General features: G+C 62.4%; 14 protein-coding genes and 1 pseudogene. 7 read left to right on the top strand and 8 right to left on the bottom strand.

What is annotated here, in order from left to right:
- Positions 1 to 59: 59 nt before the first annotated feature.
- A complete protein-coding gene (locus RC54_RS13935) occupies positions 60 to 500 on the top strand; it encodes a YkgJ family cysteine cluster protein (protein ID WP_061790157.1) in 441 nt (146 codons plus the stop codon).
- A 4-nt stretch (positions 501 to 504) separates the two neighbouring features.
- On the opposite strand, the gene RC54_RS13930 is transcribed toward RC54_RS13935, so the two are convergent.
- The 3 genes from RC54_RS13930 to RC54_RS13920 all read right to left on the bottom strand — a co-directional run bounded on the left by RC54_RS13930 (position 505) and on the right by RC54_RS13920 (position 4,567).
- Positions 505 to 2,373, bottom strand: coding sequence for a hypothetical protein (locus RC54_RS13930; protein ID WP_058895736.1), 1,869 nt, complete (start codon positions 2,371 to 2,373; stop codon positions 505 to 507).
- 67 nt (positions 2,374 to 2,440) lie between these two features.
- Positions 2,441 to 3,475 carry an alpha/beta fold hydrolase gene (locus tag RC54_RS13925; protein ID WP_061790158.1) on the bottom strand — a complete coding sequence of 345 codons (1,035 nt, stop codon included), beginning with the start codon at positions 3,473 to 3,475 and terminating at the stop codon, positions 2,441 to 2,443.
- Positions 3,476 to 3,562: 87 nt separating this feature from the next.
- A complete protein-coding gene (locus RC54_RS13920; RefSeq protein ID WP_061790159.1) occupies positions 3,563 to 4,567 on the bottom strand; it encodes a helix-turn-helix domain-containing protein in 1,005 nt (334 codons plus the stop codon).
- Positions 4,568 to 4,784: 217 nt separating this feature from the next.
- On the opposite strand from RC54_RS13920, the gene eat reads away from it, so the two are divergent.
- From eat to eutC, 3 genes are read left to right on the top strand one after another with little or no spacing between them, the layout of a single operon-like run.
- Positions 4,785 to 6,158 (top strand): ethanolamine permease, encoded by a 1,374-nt coding sequence (gene eat, locus RC54_RS13915; RefSeq protein WP_058895733.1) that lies wholly within the window; start codon positions 4,785 to 4,787, stop codon positions 6,156 to 6,158.
- A 43-nt stretch (positions 6,159 to 6,201) separates the two neighbouring features.
- On the top strand, positions 6,202 to 7,608 hold the full coding sequence (locus RC54_RS13910) for an ethanolamine ammonia-lyase subunit EutB (protein ID WP_058895732.1): 1,407 nt from the start codon (positions 6,202 to 6,204) through the stop codon (positions 7,606 to 7,608).
- Entirely contained in the window at positions 7,605 to 8,474 is an 870-nt protein-coding gene (gene eutC / locus RC54_RS13905) for an ethanolamine ammonia-lyase subunit EutC (protein WP_061790160.1), read from the top strand. Before RC54_RS13910 ends, eutC begins: the two co-directional genes overlap by 4 nt.
- Before the next feature lie 113 nt (positions 8,475 to 8,587).
- On the opposite strand, the gene RC54_RS13900 is transcribed toward eutC, so the two are convergent.
- Entirely contained in the window at positions 8,588 to 10,054 is a 1,467-nt protein-coding gene (locus RC54_RS13900; RefSeq protein ID WP_058896034.1) for an IS1182 family transposase, read from the bottom strand.
- 135 nt (positions 10,055 to 10,189) lie between these two features.
- Complete coding sequence (locus RC54_RS13895) at positions 10,190 to 12,418, bottom strand: NADP-dependent isocitrate dehydrogenase (protein ID WP_058895730.1); 2,229 nt, start codon at positions 12,416 to 12,418, stop codon at positions 10,190 to 10,192.
- A gap of 312 nt (positions 12,419 to 12,730) precedes the next feature.
- Here RC54_RS13895 and RC54_RS13890 point away from each other — a divergent pair.
- A pseudogene (locus RC54_RS13890) lies at positions 12,731 to 12,823 on the top strand (type II toxin-antitoxin system MqsA family antitoxin); the annotation flags it as partial.
- Between the two features lie 64 nt (positions 12,824 to 12,887).
- On the opposite strand, the gene tcuC reads toward RC54_RS13890, so the two are convergent.
- Positions 12,888 to 14,174, bottom strand: a complete 1,287-nt coding sequence (gene tcuC, locus RC54_RS13885; protein ID WP_058895729.1) for an MFS transporter — start codon at positions 14,172 to 14,174, stop codon at positions 12,888 to 12,890.
- A 341-nt stretch (positions 14,175 to 14,515) separates the two neighbouring features.
- On the opposite strand from tcuC, the gene RC54_RS13880 reads away from it, so the two are divergent.
- Entirely contained in the window at positions 14,516 to 15,514 is a 999-nt protein-coding gene (locus RC54_RS13880) for a 2-hydroxyacid dehydrogenase (protein ID WP_061790499.1), read from the top strand.
- Here RC54_RS13880 and RC54_RS13875 read toward each other — a convergent pair whose 3' ends face one another.
- Both RC54_RS13875 and hmpA read right to left on the bottom strand, forming a co-directional pair.
- Positions 15,515 to 15,871 (bottom strand): hypothetical protein, encoded by a 357-nt coding sequence (locus tag RC54_RS13875; protein WP_017450564.1) that lies wholly within the window; start codon positions 15,869 to 15,871, stop codon positions 15,515 to 15,517.
- Between the two features lie 300 nt (positions 15,872 to 16,171).
- Positions 16,172 to 17,365, bottom strand: coding sequence for an NO-inducible flavohemoprotein (gene hmpA, locus RC54_RS13870; RefSeq protein ID WP_061790500.1), 1,194 nt, complete (start codon positions 17,363 to 17,365; stop codon positions 16,172 to 16,174).
- A 168-nt stretch (positions 17,366 to 17,533) separates the two neighbouring features.
- Here hmpA and norR point away from each other — a divergent pair, with 168 nt between their 5' ends.
- Positions 17,534 to 19,123, top strand: coding sequence for a nitric oxide reductase transcriptional regulator NorR (norR, locus tag RC54_RS13865; protein WP_058895726.1), 1,590 nt, complete (start codon positions 17,534 to 17,536; stop codon positions 19,121 to 19,123).
- Positions 19,124 to 19,206 lie beyond the last annotated feature (83 nt).

Below are 19,206 nucleotides of genomic sequence, written 5' to 3'. Positions count from 1 at the left end.
TATCTTCGTAGCAGGTGCAAGTCATTTGAATCCGTTCGACGTATAGCCTTCGCTTCCTCATGCCTGAAATCACCGCCCTCCACTGGATCATCGATGAAGACCGCCTCTTCACCGACATGGCCGACGCCCCCGACAACCCCTGTACCGCCTGCGGTGGCTGCTGCGCGCATTTCCGCGTGTCCTTCTATTGCGGCGAGCTCAGCGATGGACTCGGCGGCATGGTGCCGGTGGAGCTGACCAGCAAGGTCAATGACACCCTGGCCTGCATGAAGGGCACAGAACATGGCCATGGCCGCTGCATTGCGCTCATCGGCGAACTTGGTCAGCGTGGCGTGGCTTGCAGCATCTACGATCGGCGGCCCAGTCCCTGTCGCGAGTTTTCTCCCTGGGAGGCCGATGGCCAGCCCAATCCAGAATGCCAGCAACGGCGCCACGCGTTGGGTTTGCCGGCGTTGGAGGCCCTGCCACCGCAGCAGGCTGCTCCTATCATCGCCGCCTGACGCCTTACTGCGCCGGCTCTGCGGCACACAGCGCAGCCAGGGCATCGCCCAGTGCTTCCGGTCTTCCCTCGAACAGTCGTTGCATGGCCTGCGGCTGGGCCAGTTGCGCATACAGAGCGCTGCGCGTCGGATAGTCGGTGGCCATGCGCACGGCTGCCAGGATGTAGTCGTCCAGGGTGGCCGCGATGGTCCAGTCGGGCAGACCGACGCGGCGGAACAGCCCCTCGTCGATGTGTTCGAAGACTTCCGGCCCGGTCTTGCACACGCCCGGCAAGCCCACCGTGAAGGCATCGATGATGCCATTGGTATTGCCGAAGGGCAGCGGTGAGAGGAACATGTCGCACTGGTTGAACAGCGACAGGTATTGCTGGTAAGGCTGGTGCGCATAGACCTGGGCGCTGGGCACGTAGCGCAGGATCAGGCGTTGCAGCTGCGGATACAGCAGCCCCTGGGCCTGGCCCACCAGGAAATGCAGCTGCACTTGCCGGGCGACGCCCTGCGGCGCTTGCGCGGCCAGTTCGACGATCTTCTGGCACGCCGCCAGGAAGCGCGGATTGAGCTTCATGGTGGTGGCGGCAATGGCGACGTTGACCACGGCCTGGTCGCGCCGTTCCAGGCGCGGTACGGCAAAGGGAATGGCGGTGGGGCGATAGGGCTGGCCATCGGCCGGCAGGCGCAGCAGTGCTTCGGTGAAGCAGGCGGCGTCGCCTACGAAATCCTCTTCCACACTGATGTAGTCGATGCGCGGCGAGCAGGTGGTGGCCGGGTGACCGAGTGCGGCGACCTGCAAGGGCGCCACCCGCAGATTGGCGGCAAACATGGTGATGGGGAACATGCCTACGCTGGGCATGTAGAACACCCGCGGCTGGCGTGTCAGGGCAGTCTGGCGCAGGGTGCGCAGGCAGCCTGGCAGGTCGGCCGGGTGGTCCAGGGTGATGAATTCATCGAAGACGGCCCGCCCCAGTTCATCGGTATTGGCGGCGTAGCCCATGGCCACCACATGGAAATGACGGCGTGCCGCCTCCAGGGTCTTGGAATGCGTGCGGTAGATCGAATGGCCGCCGGAAAACCATTCCAGCAACACCAGCATGACCGGTTTGCCAGCGACCCGGCCGCTTCCTTCATGTTGCAGGTCGCCCAGTCCATCGGCCTGCAGCTTCTTGAGGATCAACTGGTTGATGGCTCCCTTGATGCGGTGACGCTGCGGCAGGTCGGCGTAGCTGCAATGCATGTAGACGTCGTGCAGCACTCCCACCGGCAAGCCTTCCAGCGAATCCAGTTCCTGCAGCCGGTCGGGCAGCCAGTTGAGCAGCGCCTCGCGCTTGGAGTGGGCGGCGGGGGTGCCGAGGAAGCGCGGCGACATCAACGCCAGGAACAGGGCGGCGGCCAGTGGTTTGTTCTGCGCCCAGAGTGCTTCCACGTCCAGCGGCAATTCGGATTCGGGGGAGTAGAGCAGGCAGAATTTCACCAGGTCCAGCGGCTTGACCTCGAACACTTCGGCTTGCGGTCCGCCTAGCTTGAGCGAACGCAGGATGTGGTCGGCATTGATGAAGTGGCTGGCACCGAACAGGGCGGCCAGCCAGCGCTGGAAGTTGATGAGTTGGCCGAAACCGTTGGGGCTGATGTGGAAGCTGGGGTCCGACAGCAGGGCCGAGATGGCACTGGTGATGCGTGTCAGCATGTGCTGTTCCAGTTCGGCCTGGGTGACGGCGGGCGAGACCTGTAGCGAGAAATTGCCGGCCAGTTGCCCGTAGTGGCGATCGATCAGCATCAAGAGCCGCACCAGTTCGCGCGCCGCCGCTTCCTGCTGGCGTCCGTAGCAGAGGTACTCGAATTTTTCCAGGGAGAAAATATCGTCTTGGCTGGCCGTCATCGCGGGGTCTCTTCATCAAGAAAGGCAGCCGGCATTGTGCCGTCTCTACCGCGTGAGGGCCAGTGCTTTAGCGCTGGCCGGGCTGACGATCAAGCAGCTCGGGGAAGATCAGCCCCAGGGCCAATGGCGAGCGGTACAGCCTGGCCGGATCATGGGTGGCATCCGGGATCACCTGCTGTGGGTGCTTGACCGGGCTCTGCCATTGCCGTGCCAGGAACTGTTCGTAGCTCACGTAAGCCAGTTGCCTGGCCAGGCGTGTGGTTCCCTGTAGGGCGGCGCCGCAGGAGCGGTCAAGGAAGCGGTGCTGCGGGTCGACATCGCGCCCGCCGACCAGGTAGCGCACGTCGCGCGCGGCATAGCGGGCGAACAACTGGTGTCCATCCAGATGCTGTTGCGCCAGGTAGGCTGGCGGCTGGCCCAGCCCATAGCGATAGTCGTCGTAGCGCGGGCAACTGGTGCCGGGTGGCACCGCAAAGTCCCCGTCCGTGGGGCGTTCGGGACTCAGGTAGAGGTAGGAGGAGGGGCTGGAGATGATGTAACGCAGGTGGATGCCGCCTTGCTGCAAGGTTTCCGTGAGGTCATTGAGCAGGGCATAGCGCTGCATCAACTGCGCACCGGCCGAGTGGCCGATCAGCACGATCTCGCGCAGGTCGGGAAAGCGACCGGGGTCGGCCAGCCAACGCAGCAGGTCGTCCAATGCCTGGAAGCTGGTAATGCCGGTCACTCCCCTGGTCGAGGCTTTGCCCTGCATCCAGGCAGCGCCGCCCCAGATCGGCATGTCCGGCAGCAGGCCGGCATCTTTCCTGGCCATGAAGTTGGGCGCCAGCAGGAGTGTATCGGACGCTGTCAGTTGGGCCATCTGCAGCAAGTGCTGGCCGATGGCGAAATAATTCATGGCATTGCGTTTGACCCCATGCACGATGACGACTGCCCGTTGCACATGGCTGGGCAATTGGTTCAGATCGGCATTGGCATAGACGGCCATGGTGTAGGGCGTGGCGCCGCCCAAGGATAGGGGCTGGCGGGCCTGGGCGGCAACCTGGGCCGGCAACAGGGGCAAGGACAGCAAGGCAGTCAGAAGCAGGGCGGATAAACGAGCCATAGGTTCAGGTGAAGGTTGGCATGTCGATGCATACGCCTGAAATATAGCGCGTCAACGCATCACCGGCACGGCAAGTGCCGCGGGTGATCAATGCCGGGTGCGTGCCTGCAACATGGCCGAGGGCGTCTGGCCGAACAGTTTCTTGTAATCACACGAGAACTGGCTGAAATTGGCAAAGCCCCAGGCTGCAGCGATGTCACCGATGCTGCCCATGGCCTGGCTACCGTCACCCTGGCATAGCGCGCGGCGCACACCGTTGAGGCGTAGCGAGCGCAGGTAGCTGATCGGACTCATGCCCAGCACGTCCTCGAAACAGTATTGCAGCGTGCGCCGGCTCACATGCACCGCCTCGCACAGCATGGGGACCGTGACCGGGCTTTCCTGGTGGGCCAGAGCGAATTCGCGGGCATCGTTGACGATGCGGCGGCGGCGCAGGAAGCTGGACCCCGCTTCGGCCTCTATCTCGCTGTCATCAAGCAGGGCCAGCAGCGACACCAGCACCGCTTCCTGTCGCAACTGCAGCGCCGCATGGGCGTGCGCGCCTCTGGCCTGGTCGGCCAGGGCCAGCAGGGCGCTGATGTGCTGGCGGCAATCCTGCAGGCCGCCATGCTCCACCTTCAACAGTTCAGCCTGGCCCAGGCGGCCCCAGTCGGGCTGGCAGCCAAGTCGTGCCGCGCTGGCCTGCAAGGCGTCGCGCTGGACCACGATGCCGAAGATCTCATGGGCGTCGGGCGTGACCAGTTCGAATTCGCAGGTGCCGGGGCGGGTCATTACCATATCCTCAGCCACCGGGCGGCCATTGATGCGCATCCCGCTGGTGCGCACCTCGATGCCGAACCAGTACGCATCCGGCCACACTTGGCAGGACTGGCGTACGGCGCGGCTGCTGGCTTCGCGGAAGATCTGCAGGCCACTGCTCTGCCACTCCTGCAGTACGCCTTCGAAACGGCCGCAGGTGATCTGGTCGTAGCGCTGTTCCCAATTGGTCAGGTTGTGGGCGTGCTCATCCACGTCGCGCGCAATGGCGGTGCGCAATGCCCGCTGGGTGGGCGTGGCAGCTGTGTCAGCCTGGGACAGTGAAAGAAAAGACATAAGGCCACTCCTTGATCGACTGCCGGCCCGCAGGCCGCGCAGTTTTGCCGAATTTCGATAACGCCGCCAATTTCGCCGTTGCTATATTGCGTCGCTAGGGCAGCGTGTTGACGAAAATCAAGCAAGCGCCATGCCCGCAAGTTTTGCCAATCCTGCCAGTCCTATAACAATGGCCGTCATGTCGCGGCCCTACCTCTCGCGCCAACAGGAGAATCCGATGAATGCACGCTCTTCCGGGCAAGACCACACGCTCAAGCCTGTCCTCTCCACCCTGCAGCTCTGGGCCATTGCGGTCGGGCTGGTGATCTCCGGGGAATACTTCGGCTGGAGCTATGGCTGGGCCAGCGCTGGCACGCTGGGCTTTACGGTGACGGCGCTGTTCATCGCGGCCATGTATGCCACCTTCATCTTCAGCTTCACCGAACTGACCACTTCCATTCCGCACGCGGGCGGGCCGTTTGCCTACAGCAAGCGCGCTTTCGGGCCGGTGGGCGGCTATCTGGCCGGGGCTGCCACGCTGATCGAATTCGTCTTCGCACCTCCGGCCATCGCCCTGGCCATTGGCGCCTATCTGAACGTGCAGTTCCCGCAGCTCGACCCCAAGCTGGCGGCGCTGGGCGCCTATTTGCTCTTCATGACGCTCAACATCGTGGGGGTGCAGATTGCCGCCACCTTCGAACTGTTCGTGACGCTGTTGGCGATCTTCGAGTTGCTGGTCTTCATGGGGGTGGTGGCGCCGGGCTTTTCGGTTGCCAATTTCACCAAGGGCGGCTGGTCCGGCAGTGATGGTTTCAGCCTGGCGGCGGTGCCCGGCATGTTCGCCGCGATTCCCTTTGCGATCTGGTTCTTCCTGGCCATCGAAGGCGTGGCCATGGCGGCCGAAGAGGCCAAGGATCCCAAGCGCTCCATTCCGATTGCCTACATCACCGGCATCCTCACGCTGGTGGTGCTGGCCATCGGTGTGATGCTCTTTGCCGGTGGCGCGGGCGACTGGACCAAGTTGGCCAACATCAATGATCCGCTGCCGCAGGCCATGAAACTGATCGTCGGCAATAACAGCAACTGGTTGCACATGCTGGTGTGGCTGGGTCTGTTCGGGCTGGTGGCGTCGTTCCACGGCATCATCCTGGGCTATTCGCGCCAGATCTTCGCACTGGCGCGCGAGGGCTACCTGCCGAAGTATTTCGCGCGTGTCCATCCGCGCTTCAAGACTCCGCATCGCGCCATCCTGGCCGGAGGCGTGGTGGGCATCGCCGCCATCTACAGCGATGAATGGATCACGCTGGGTGGTCAGACGCTCACGGCCAACATCGTGACCATGTCGGTGTTTGGCGCGATCCTGATGTACATCCTGTCGATGCTGGCGCTGTTCCGCCTGCGCCGCGCCGAGGCAGGGCTGGAGCGGCCGTTCCGTGCGCCGCTGTATCCTTACTTCCCGGCCTTTGCCTTGTTTGGCGCGCTGGTATGCATGGCCACGATGATCTACTACAACCCGCTTATTTTCGGTATTTTCGTGGCACTGCTGGCATTGGGTTATGTGTGCTACCTTGCCTTGGCGCGTCAACGCTCGGGGCGCGGCCTGCTGGCCTGATGCCAATGGTTGCGACGGAGCGCTTTTCAGGGAGCAAGCGACCATGGTGACACATCGTTTTCGCCACAGCGTGGGTAGCGCCAGCTACGTGTTTCGCAATCTGAAGGAGTTAATGGCCAAGGCCAGCCCGGCGCGTTCGGGCGACCTGCTGGCCGGGGTCGCGGCGGCCAGTGCCGAGGAGCGTGCCATTGCCCAGATGGCGCTGGCCGAGCTACCGCTGAAGATATTCCTGGAAGAACCCTTGATCCCCTACGAAGACGATGAGGTCACCCGCCTCATCATCGACAGCCACGACCGCGCCGCCTTCGCCCCGATTGCGCATCTGACCGTGGGCGATCTGCGCAACTGGCTGTTGAAGGACGACACCGACAGCACGGTGCTGGCGGCCGTGGCGCCCGGTATCACGCCCGAGATGGCCGCCGCCGTCTCCAAGATCATGCGCAACCAGGACCTGATCCTGGTGGGCAAGAAGTGCCGCGTGGTCACCGCCTTTCGCAATACCATCGGCTTGCCGGGGCGGCTCTCGACGCGCCTGCAACCCAATCATCCGACCGATGATGCCAGCGGCATTGCCGCCAGCATTCTCGATGGCCTGATGTATGGCAATGGCGATGCGGTCATCGGTATCAATCCAGCCACCGACAATGTGCCGCAGGTGGTCAAGCTGGTCGGTATGATGGCCGATGTCATCGCGCGTTACGAGATCCCCACCCAATCCTGCGTGCTGACCCACGTCACCAATACGATCGCCGCCATCGAGCGCGGCGCGCCGGTGGACCTGGTGTTCCAGTCCATTGCCGGCACCGAGGCGGCCAATCGGGGCTTTGGCATCGACCTGGCGATCCTGGGCGAGGCACGTGAGGCGGCGCTGTCCTTGCAACGCGGTACGGTGGGCGAGAACGTCATGTATTTCGAAACCGGGCAGGGCAGTGCGCTCTCGGCCAATGCCCATCACGGCATCGACCAGCAGACCTGCGAGGCGCGCGCCTACGCGGTGGCGCGCGCTTTCAAGCCGCTGTTGGTCAATACCGTGGTCGGCTTCATCGGGCCGGAATATCTCTACGATGGCAAGCAGATCATCCGCGCCGGGCTGGAAGATCATTTCTGCGCCAAGCTGCTGGGCCTGCCCATGGGTTGCGACGTTTGCTACACCAATCACGCCGAGGCCGACCAGAACGACATGGACGTGCTGCTGACCCTGTTGGGCGTGGCCGGTTGTACCTTCGTCATGGGCATTCCCGGATCGGACGATATCATGCTGAACTATCAGACCACCTCCTTCCACGATGCCCTCTATGCCCGCCGTGTGCTGGGCTCCCGGCCCGCGCCGGAATTCGAAGCCTGGCTGCACCGGATGCAGATCTTCAACCCAGGCGGCGATGAGACGACTTTCCGTCTTCATGCCGACATGGCTCCCGGTTTTCGCGATACCTTGCTGCGGCTGCAATGAGCATGGGCGATCAAGACATCGCACCGCAAGGTGCAGAAAACGTCAGCCCTGGTGCAGAAACGGTCACCGCCAATCCATGGGAAGCGCTGCGCCGTTTTACCGCTGCACGCATCGCCCTGGGACGCAGCGGCGTGAGCCTGCCGACCGCGCCACAACTGGCTTTCCAACTGGCCCATGCACAGGCACGCGATGCGGTGCATCTGCCGTTGGAGGTGGAGGCGCTGAAGAATCAATTGCAGCAGCATGGCATCTGTCGCGCCGAGGATGTGCTGCAGGTGCAGAGCGCGGCAGCGGACCGGCTGGTGTATCTGCAGCGACCGGACCTGGGGCGCAGATTGTCCGATGCCTCGCGCCAGCAATTGCTTGAGCGTTTCGGCACCGTGGGCGAACGTCGCTACGATGTCGGCTTCGTCATCGCCGATGGCTTGTCGGCCCTGGCCATCGTGCGTAATGCTGCGCCATTCCTGGCCGAGGTGATGCACAGGATCGCCCCTCAAGGCTGGTCGCTGGCGCCTCCGGTGATCGTGCAGCAGGGGCGCGTAGCGGTGGCCGATGAGATCGGTGAGTTGCTGGGCGTGAAGCTGGTGGTGATCCTGATCGGTGAGCGACCAGGCTTGAGTTCGCCCGATAGCATGGGCTTGTACCTGACCTGGATGCCTGCGCGCGGACTGACCGATGCCAGCCGCAACTGTATCTCCAATGTGCGACCGGAAGGCTTGTCCTACCCGGAGGCAGCCTACAAGCTGCATTACCTGATGGCGCAGGCGCACCAGCGCAGCCTGTCGGGCGTGGCCTTGAAGGATGAGACCGCCAGCGAGGGGCAGGAACTGGATGTGCGGCGTAATTTCCTATTGGGTGATCGCTAGCGAATTGGAGCCAGGCCGCACTCGGACAGCCCAAACAGAAAAGGCCGCGAACGCAAGTTCGCGGCCTCAGGTTGATGACGAACCCCGTGTTTTCGAACACGGGGTTTTGTTTTTCAGGCGCAGGTAATTTGCAGATGGTCGATGGCGCAGAAGCCAAGCAAGGCGCTCATTTTTCGCTGTAGCCACTTTTGTACGCTGGCAGAGGCGCTCAAGCCGTGTAAAAGCGCGCGCAAGCGCGCCACCAACAGGGCAATCTTCTTCATGTTCTGGGCCGCCGCCGCCAACAAGCACTGCTCGGCGACCTTGCGCAATCCCCGCATACGGGCATAACGATGTCCGTGCAATTGCTTGGCGTCGGCGAAGCTGCGTTCTACCGTTTCCTTGCGTCGGGCATAGATGCGCTTGCCCCATTCGGTACGACGCCGATCATCCACCTTCTCCTTGGAACGCTCCCACACATGGCGCGTCACCACCTTGACCGCATTGGCGCTATTGGTGCATTGCTCGCGTACCTTGCAGCCTCGGCATTGCTCAGGGTTGGATTTGTATTCCCGATACCCCAGTCGATTGGTCGTGCTGTAGCGCAAGGGTTGACCCTGCGGGCAGATGTATTCGTCACGGTAGGCATCGTACTCATACGCCCGTTTAAAGAATGTCCCCGGCTTGTGGTTGGGTGTGCGGTAGCCCATCACGCCGCTGATCTCGCGATTCTCCAGTCCCTGGCAGACGGCCGGTGTGAAGTAGCCCGCATCCAGGCCAACGGCCTGTACATCAAATCCGAACGTCTGGCGCTGACGATCCAGGCGCGCCAGATAAGGCTGACTGTCATGGACTGAGGCGGGCGTGACATGGGTATCGGTAATGATGGAATGCTTGGCATCGACGGTGCGGTGATCCAGGTAGAAGAAGCCCTTGGGCTTGTCGTCGCGCACCATGTAGCCACTCTCGGGATCGGTGCGACTGACCTTGATCTCTTTGGTGGGCGGCTCATCATCGTCGTCACGCTTGAGCGGTTTCTTGCCATGCTCGGCACGGTCGATATCCACAGCGGCATCCAATTCGGCCAGATAGGCCGAGGGGGTCTGGGTAACTTGAACGTAGTCGAACTTGTTCTTGTTGGCGTTGGCCTTGAGGTGGGTGCTGTCGCTGTAGAGCACACGGCCATCGACCATGCCGCGTCCAATGGCCTGGCGCACGATCTCGTCGAAGATCTCTTGATAGACGGTGGTATCAATGAAGCGGCGGCGCCGGTTCTGGGAGAAGGTGGAGGAGTCCGGTACCTTGTCGGTCAAACGGAATCCGGCAAACCAGCGATAGGCCACATTGACCTGGACCTCGCGGATGAGCTGGCGCTCGCTGCGGATACCGAAGAGGTAACCGATGAACAAGAGCTTGAAGAGTACCACCGGGTCCAGTGCCGGGCGGCCATTGTCGGCGCAATACAGATGCGCCACCTTCTCTCGGATGAACTCGAAATCCACCGCCGCGTCGATCTTGCGCAGCAGGTGGTCCTTGGGCACGAGCATCTCGATGGTCACCATCTCTAACTCGTGCTGGGCGGCTGTCGGTTTTTTGAGCATGACCGATTAAACAACAAAGCCTTGGCTCTCGCCAAGGCTTTGTCATCAATCTGAGGCCGCGAACGCAAGTTCGCGGCCTTTTCTTTGCGCTGCGGAGGAGGGCGAAGCATCCACCCTCCTGCAAGCGTCAACGCCTTACACCGATTCCAGCGCCTGGTTCAGGGTGGCGCTCGGACGCATCACGGCGAAGGTCTTCTCGCGGTCCGGCAGGTAGTAACCGCCGATATCCACTTGCTTGCCCTGCACCGAGTTCAGCTCTTCGACAATCTTCTGCTCATTGTCAGCCAGTGCCTTGGCCAGCGGGGCGAACTGCTTGGCCAGTTCGGCGTCGTCCTTCTGTGCGGCCAGTTCCTGGGCCCAGTACAGGGCCAGGTAGAAGTGGCTGCCGCGGTTGTCCAGTTCGCCGGTCTTGGGCGAGGGCGACTTGTTGTTGTCCAGCAGCTTGCCGGTGGCCGCGTCCAGGGTCTTGGCCAGGATCTTGGCCTTGTTGTTGCCGGTCTTGATGCCCACTTCTTCGATGGACACCGCCAGGGCCAGGAACTCGCCCAGCGAATCCCAACGCAGGTGGTTTTCACCGACCAGCTGTTGCACGTGCTTCGGAGCCGAACCGCCGGCACCGGTTTCAAACATGCCGCCACCGGCCATCAGCGGGACGATCGACAGCATCTTGGCCGAGGTGCCCAGTTCCATGATGGGGAACAGGTCGGTCAGGTAGTCGCGCAGGATGTTGCCGGTCACCGAGATGGTGTCCAGGCCGCGGATGACGCGTTCCAGGGTGTAACGCATGGCACGTACTTGCGACATGATCTGGATGTCGGCACCAGTCAGGTCGTGATCCTTCAGGTAGGTGTTGACCTTCTTGATCAGTTCGGCTTCGTGCGGACGGTACGGGTCCAGCCAGAACACGGCCGGCATCCCGGACAGGCGGGCACGGGTCACGGCCAGCTTGACCCAGTCACGGACCGCGGCGTCCTTGACCTGGCACATGCGCCAGATGTCGCCTTCTTCCACGTTCTGCTCCAGCAGCACCTGGCCGTCCAGGGTGACGATGCGGGCCACGCCGGCTTGCGCGATTTCGAAGGTCTTGTCGTGCGAACCGTATTCCTCGGCCTTCTGGGCCATCAGGCCGACGTTGGGCACGGTGCCCATGGTGGTCGGGTCGAAGGCGCCGTTGGTCTTGCAGAAGTTGATCATCTCCTGGTAGATACGGGCAAAGGTCGATTCCGGCAGCAGGGCCTTGGTGTCTTCGGTCTTGCCGGCCGCGTTCCACATCTTGCCGCCGGCGCGGATCATGGCCGGCATGGAAGCATCGACGATCACGTCGTTGGGGGCGTGCAGGTTGGTGATGCCCTTGGCGGAGTCCACCATGGCCAGGCGCGGACGCTTGGCTTCATCGGCCTTAAGGTCAGCCAGCACTTCGGCCTTCTTGTCTTCGGGCAGGGTGTTGATCTTTTCGTAGACGCCGGACATGCCGTTGTTCGGGTTCACGCCGATCTCGGCGAACAGCTTGGCGTGCTTGGTGAAGGTGTCCTTGTAGTAGGTACGCACGGCGTGGCCGAAGACGATCGGGTGCGAGACCTTCATCATGGTGGCCTTGACGTGCACCGACAGCAGCAGGTCGGTCTCGAAGGCGTCTTGCATCTGTTCTTCGTAGTAGGCGCACAGGGCCTTCTTGCTCATGAACATGCTGTCGATGATTTCACCGGCTTGCAGGGACAGCTTGGGCTTCAAGACGATGGTTTCACCCGACTTGGTGACCAGGTCCATCTTGACGTCGACCGCCTTGTCCAGGGTCAGGCTTTTTTCGCCGGCGTAGAAGTCGCCGCCGTGCATGTGCGCCACGTGGGTGCGCGAGGCCATGGACCACTTGGCCATCGAGTGCGGGTGCTTGCGGGCGTAGTTCTTGACGGCGTTGGGGGCGCGGCGATCCGAGTTGCCTTCGCGCAGGACCGGGTTGACGGCGCTGCCGGTGATCTTGGCGTAGCGCTTTTGCAGGGCCTTTTCTTCTTCGGTGCTCGGGTTTTCCGGGTAGTCGGGCAGCTTGTAGCCACGTGCCTGCAGTTCGCGGATGGCCGCCTGCAGTTGCAGGATGGAGGCGCTGATGTTGGGCAGCTTGATGATGTTGGCGTTGGGGTCCTGGGTCAGGGCGCCCAGTGCGGCCAGGTTATCGGGGACTTTCTGCTCATCGGTAAGGAACTCCGGGAATTCAGCCAGGATACGCGCAGCCACAGAGATATCGCTTTCGACGACGTCGATGCCAGCCGGAGCGGTGAACTTCTTGACGATGGGCAAGAGCGAGTGGGTCGCCAGATAGGGTGCCTCGTCGGTCAGCGTATAGATGATGGTCGGGTTGCCAGTAGTCACGATGATGTCCTTGCGTTGGTGTGTTGATGTGCTTTGGTGCGATCCTCGCAGCGCCGGATGGGCTGTCCTGGCTCTGTCGGCCTGGACTGGGCGCCATCTCCTTGCGGCTTGCTACGCGGAAATTCGTCTCCCGGGGCGGCGTTCCCGGCGTATTGCTGCCAGGGAGCCACGGCAAAAAACAGCGGTAGTTTACTCCTAAGCGGGAGGAAATGCTTCAACTCTTATATAAGACTTGAAGAAATTTTTCTATTTGGCTTGATTCAGCCCGGACCGATTTGCTGCTTTACCGTGATCGATTAGTTTTTTTGGTTTAATGGCAAGACAAAGCCGCCAGTGGCCTTGGTCAAGCTGCTCAGGTTGTTGGATCGGCATCCTGACCTGTTGGAAGAAATTCGCACAGCGTAATATCGTCGATATGAAAAAAGGGCCGCATCAGCGGCCCGTTCAATAGCTATTGCGAAATCCTGCTTCAGGCCGTCACTGCCTGCCGTGCCGCCTTGTTGCGATACAGGATCAGGGTGGCGATCAGGCCGCACACCGCGGCCGTGCTCATCCAGATGCCTGGGGCCGCCTTGTCACCGGTGGCCTGGATCAGGCCAGTGGCGATGGCCGGGGTGAAGCCGCCGAAGACCGCGGTGGCCAGGCTGTAGGCCAGCGAGAAGCCAGCGGTGCGCACATCGGCCGGCATCACTTCGGTCAGTGCGACCACCATGGCGCCGTTATAGCTGGCGTACAGGAAGGACAGCCACAGTTCGACCATCAGCATCTTGGCGAAGGTGGCGTCATGCACCAGCCAGTTCACGGCCGGGTAGGCGGTCAGAATGGTCAGCACGGTGAACACCACCAGGATCGGGCGACGGCCGATGCGGTCCGACAACGCGCCCATGATGGGCAGCCAAATGAAGTTGGACAGGCCCACGCACAGGGTCACGATCAGGCTGGCCTCGGTGGAGAGCTTCAGGACGTTCTTGCCGAAGGTCGGGGTGTAGACCGTGATCAGGTAGAACGACACGGTGGTCATCGACACCAGCATCATGCCGGCAATCACCAGCTTCCAGTTCTCGATCATGGAGCGGAAGATCTGACCAGTGCTCGGACGATGCTTGCGGCGCATGAATTCTTCGGTTTCCTGCAGCGAGCGGCGAATCACGAACAGCACCGGCACGATCAGGCAGCCGATGAAGAAGGGAATGCGCCAGCCCCAGTCACCGACCTGGGCCGGGGTCAGGGTGGTCGAGAGGGCGTAGCCGATGGCCGCTGCCACGATGATGGCCACCTGTTGGCTGGCCGATTGCCAGCTCACATAGAAGCCCTTGTTGCCAGGCGTAGCCATTTCGGCCAGGTAGACCGACACGCCGCCCAGTTCCACGCCGGCCGAGAAGCCTTGCAGCAGGCGGCCGATCAGTACCAGCATCGGTGCCAGTGCGCCGATGCTGGCGTAGGAGGGGACAAAGGCGATGAGCATGGTGCCCAGCGCCATCAGGGCCAGGGTCACGATCAGGCCCTGGCGGCGGCCCACGCGGTCCACGTAGGCGCCCAGGATGATGGCGCCCAGCGGACGCATCAGGAAGCCAGCGCCGAAGGTCATGAAGGTCAGCATCAGCGAGGCGAAGTCGTTATCGCTGGGGAAGAAAGCCTTCGAGATGTGCGTCGCGTAGAAACCGAACAGGAAGAAATCGAACATTTCCATGAAGTTGCCGCTGGTAACGCGCAGCACGGTGGAAAACTTCGATTGCGAAGAAGTGGATGTCGTCATGATATGTGCCTCGTTATCTATTGGGCGGACCGTGTTGATTCCGGTCTTGCGCCTGTCTCGTACTGCCGTGCGGCAGCTTGTGTCAGGATCTTTTTTTGTGGGACAGCTATTGCGCCGCCGATTCTATGCCCGAAATCGCGTGTGCGCACCGCCTTGGGCGGCAATGGATGCAAATATCGGTTTTTTCGATAGCTGGATGAAAGCTTCGCGCCGTATTTGCGCCAGAATCGCGCAAAAAAGTCTGGTGGACGATGCAAGCTGAGATGCGTCAAGGCAGTCCTGCACCGGATATGGTGCAATGCGCCACTCCCTCTCTCATCTTCTCCTGCTGAAAGGCCTCCATGAAAACTGCCGTCTACAGCGCCCGCCGCTACGACCAGACCCTGCTGCAGCGGGCCAATGCCGCCGCCGGCAATACCCACGAACTGGTGTTCCTGCAAGACCGGCTCGATAGCAGCAGCGCACAACTGGCCCAGGGCTGTGACGCCGTGGCGGCTTTCGTCAACGATGACCTGGGCGCGGCCGTGCTGGAGCGGCTAGCGGCCCAGGGCGTGCGTTTCATCACCACGCGCTCGACCGGCTTCAACCACATCGATACCCAGGCCGCGCGGCGACTGGGCATCAGCGTGGCGCGGGTGGCGGATTATTCACCTTATTCGGTCGCTGAATTCGCCGTCGGCCTGCTGCTGGCGGTCAACCGCAAGATCGCGCGCGCCAGTATGCGCACCCGGGAAGGCAATTTCGAACTGGAAGGCTTGATGGGTTTCGACTTGCATGGCAAGACGGTCGGCGTGATCGGCACCGGCAAGATTGGCGCACTGTTTGCCCGCATCATGGCCGGTTTCGGTTGCACGCTGCTGGGCAGCGACATGTATCAAAATCCCGTCTTCGAAGCGCTGGGTGGACGTTACGTCGACAAGCAGGCGCTCTTTGCCGCCAGTGATGTGATTTCGCTGCATTGTCCGCTCACCGAGGCTACCCGCTACATCGTCAATGCCGAGAGCCTGGCCGCTACCAAGCCCGGCTGCATCCTGGTCAATACCAGCCGTGGCGGTCTGGTCGATACGGAAGCCGTGATTGCGGCCTTGAAGAGTGGCCAGCTGCGCGGCCTGGCCATCGATGTCTATGAACAGGAAGCCAGCCTGTTCTTTCAGGACCTGTCTTCCACCATCATCACTGATGACGTGATCCAGCGTCTGGTATCTTTCCCCAACGTGATCGTCACCGGCCACCAGGCCTTCTTCACGGAAGAGGCCATCGGCCAGATCATGCAGACCACCATCGCCAATCTCAGCGATTTTGCTGCCGGCGTGAGCCTGGGAGAACGGCTGGTGGCCTGATCAGTGAGGGACTTGGCGGGTATCGAACAGCGAGCCCAGTTGCTCGCCGATGCGCGGACGCAGGTGCTCATGCACGCGCTGGATGATCTGTTCGGCATCGGCTGCGCCATAGGTCTGGGCCAGTTGCCGGTGCATGTCGAAATGCAGATAGAGCAGGCCGCGCAGGCTCTGGAAGGCGGTCGGATGGGGTTGGCCGCAGACTTGTTCGTTGTTGTCCATCACATGGTTCAGTACACCTGGATCGAACAGGCGCACCTGACAGATCACGGCGAAGCGGACGATTTCCAGGTCCAGCGCTTCGAGCTCCTGGCTCAATTCATCGGGGGTATGGCGCTCGGCGCTCAGTTTTTCGCTCATGATGGTCTTTCGGCGGAGAGGGGAGTACACAGCTTAGCATTTGCTGCGCCGCGGAAAGTTGTTGAAGATCAATCCTTCCCGAATGGGTGGGTTCGGGGGCACCGATTTTTGTAAAGAATCAAGAAAATTGGCTGCCAGGCGGCACAACAGGGGTGTGCCGCCTGGAAGAGCGCGTCAGGCCGCTTCTACCGCTCGACGAACAGTTTGGACAGGCGATGGGCCTCGGCGTGTTCAGGGCGAGGGCGGCACTTGTCCAGATTCATGATGCTTCATCCTTGCTTGAAAAAAGAGGCGAAAAACTCACTGCAAGGTCGCAGCCGGACCAAAAAATTCATATCGGCTCTGCGCCGCCGGTACCCCCAGCTCGGCCAATGCGTGCTTGATGGCCTTCATGAACGGTTTGGGGCCGACGAAGTAGGCATCGATGTCGCGCGTGGCGGGCAGCCATTGCTGCAACCGGGCCGGGTCGATGAAGCCGTTGGCGTGGGCTGCCGGGTCGCCGGCGCGCGCTTGTTCGTAGCAGAAGTGCAGCTGTAGTTGCGGATGCTGTGCCGCCAGTTGTTCCAGCTCGCGCCGGAAGGCATGGACCCCGGCGTGACGGGCGGCATGGATGAAGTGTACCGGCCGCCCACTGGGCAAGGCCGCCGCCAGCATGGTCATCATCGGCGTGATACCCACGCCACCGCTGATCAAGGCCAGCGGCTTGGCATTGGCGGTCAGCGTGAAGTCGCCGGCCGGCGGGAACAGTTCCACCACCGAGCCCACGTGGATATGGTCGTGCAACTGGCGCGAGACCTTGCCGCTGGCCTCGCGCTTGACGCTGATGCGGTATTGCAGCGGCTGGCCAGCCTGACGCAGCGGTGCCGACAGCGAATACTGGCGCCGTTGTTCCAGCCCATCGACCACCATGCGCAAGCCGATGTACTGGCCCGGCTCGAAGTCCAGCAGCGCGCCGCCATCCTGGGGCATGAAGTAGAAGGAGGTGATTTCCTCGCTCTCTGCCACCTTGCGCGTGACCACGAAGTTGCGCGCCCCGCGCCAGCCGCCGGGCGCCTCGGCCTTGGCATCGTATTGCTGGCGCTCGGCACCGATGAGGATGTCGGCCAGTTGGCCATAGGCAGCGGCCCAGGCATCGATCACGGCGTCGGTGGCGATCTCGGCGCCCAGCACTTCGCGGATGGCGCGCAGCAGGCAGTCGCCCACCATGGGGTAGTGTTCCGGCATGACCTGCACAGCCACGTGCTTGTTGATGATCTGCGCGGCCAGCGGCCCCAGTTCTTCCAGGCGGTCGATATGACGCGCATACATCAGCACGCCATTGGCCAGCGCACGCGGCTGGTCGCCGCTGGCCTGGTGGGCGCGGTTGAACAGCGGATGCACCTGGGGATAGTCACGCATGAGCAACTTGTAGAAATGCGTGGTCAGCGCCTCGCCGCCCGATTCGAGCAGGGGAACAGTGGATTTGACGATGGCAAGTTGGGCATCGGTAAGCATGGCGGACCTTTCAATGGTGGAGTGGATGTGCCGGGATGGCCCGGTCCACCATGCTTGTTACAAGAGGCGTGCCACCCTCGATTCCCAATAAAATCAAGGGCTTGGCTTGTTTCTATGTGGTTTGAACCTGTGTCATAATGACTATATATCATTCTGTGATGGGTTAAAATGACTTCCAAAGCCCTGCTCGATGCCTTGTTGCCCCTGGTGGCCGACCTCTCGCGCGACATCGATGACCGCGAGCGTTACCGCCGCCTGCTGCACAGCCTGCGGGCGCTGTTTCCCTGCGATGCGGCGGCCCTGTTGCGGTTGGAGGGGGACTTGCTGGTGCCGCTGGCCATCGACGGCCTGTCCAGCGATACCCTGGGGCGACGCTTTCGCATCGCCGACCATCCGCGCTTCGGCGTGCTGCTGACTAACGCCGCACCGACGCGCTTTCCCGCCGATTCACCCTTGCCCGATCCCTACGATGGCCTGGTCGATGGCTTGAACGATGCCCATTCGGGCGAGCTGGAAGTGCATGACTGCATGGGCTGCGCCTTGTCCATCAATGGCCGCCCGTGGGGCTTGATGACGCTCGATGCCTTGGGACCGGGGCGTTTCGATGGGGTGGACATGGCCTCGCTGCAAGCCTTCGCCGCGCTGGCAGCGGCCACTGTCAACGTCGCCGAGCGCATCAATGCGCTCTCGCAAGCCGGTGAGCAGGCGCGCCAGCGCGCCGAAGCCTACCGGCTGGGGCTGGAAGAGAGCCAGGGCAAGCGCGAACTGATCGGCCAGAGTCCGGCCCAGCGCCAGTTGCTGGAAGAAATCCGCATGGCCGCGCCCAGCGATATGACGGTCTTGGTCACCGGTGAGACCGGCACCGGCAAGGAACTGGTGGCCCATGCCTTGCACGCCGCCTCGCCGCGTGCGGCCAAGCCCATGATCAGCCTGAACTGCGCGGCCTTGCCCGATACCCTGGTGGAAAGCGAATTGTTCGGCCACGTGCGGGGCGCGTTCTCGGGGGCGGTGGCCGACCGGCGCGGCAAGTTCGAGATGGCCGATGGCGGCACGCTATTCCTGGATGAGGTGGGAGAACTGCCGCTGGCGGTACAGGCCAAGCTGTTGCGGGTGTTGCAGAGCGGCCAGTTGCAGCGCGTGGGCTCGGATCGCGAGCACCGGGTGGATGTGCGCCTGATTGCCGCGACCAACCGCGACCTGGCCGAAGAGGTCAAGCGCGGCCATTTCCGGGCCGATTTCTATCACCGCCTGTCGGTGTTTCCGATCCGCGTGCCGCCCTTGCGCGAACGCGGGCGCGACGTCTTGCTGCTGGCGGGCTATTTCCTGGAACAGAACCGGGCGCGACTGGGCTTGTCCAGCCTGCGCCTGTCGGCCGATGCGCAGCACTCCCTGCTGGCGTACCCGTGGCCGGGCAATATCCGCGAGCTGGAACACCTGATCGGTCGCAGCGCCTTGCGCGCCCTGGCTGCGCACCCGACGCGTCCGGCCATCCTGACGCTGGATGCCCAAGCGCTGGAGTTGCACGCGACCGATCCGGGCCCGGTAGCCAGCGCAGCGCCTGTGGCCGCGTTGGCCGAGCCGAGCTCAGACGATGCGCCTGCGCCAGACAGCCTGCGCCAGGCCGTGGAGCGCTACGAGCGTCAACTGGTGCGCCAGAGCCTGGAACGCAATGCCGGCAACCTGGCCGCCGCCGCCCGTGAACTGGGACTGGACCGGGCCAACCTGAGCCGACTGGCCAGGCGGCTGGGCTTGCGTTAAGGGCTATATGAAAGAAAAAGACCGGAACCTTTCTGGGCAGCAGCCCATCCTGGTTCCGGCCTCGGTTTTGTCGTGCTGTAAGT

Origin of the sequence: Herbaspirillum rubrisubalbicans (assembly GCF_003719195.1) — a bacterium.
In the GTDB taxonomy this organism is placed as follows: domain Bacteria; phylum Pseudomonadota; class Gammaproteobacteria; order Burkholderiales; family Burkholderiaceae_D; genus Herbaspirillum; species Herbaspirillum rubrisubalbicans.
Note: the sequence above shows the minus strand (reverse complement) of the source record. Positions and strands in the feature narration are given on the sequence as shown.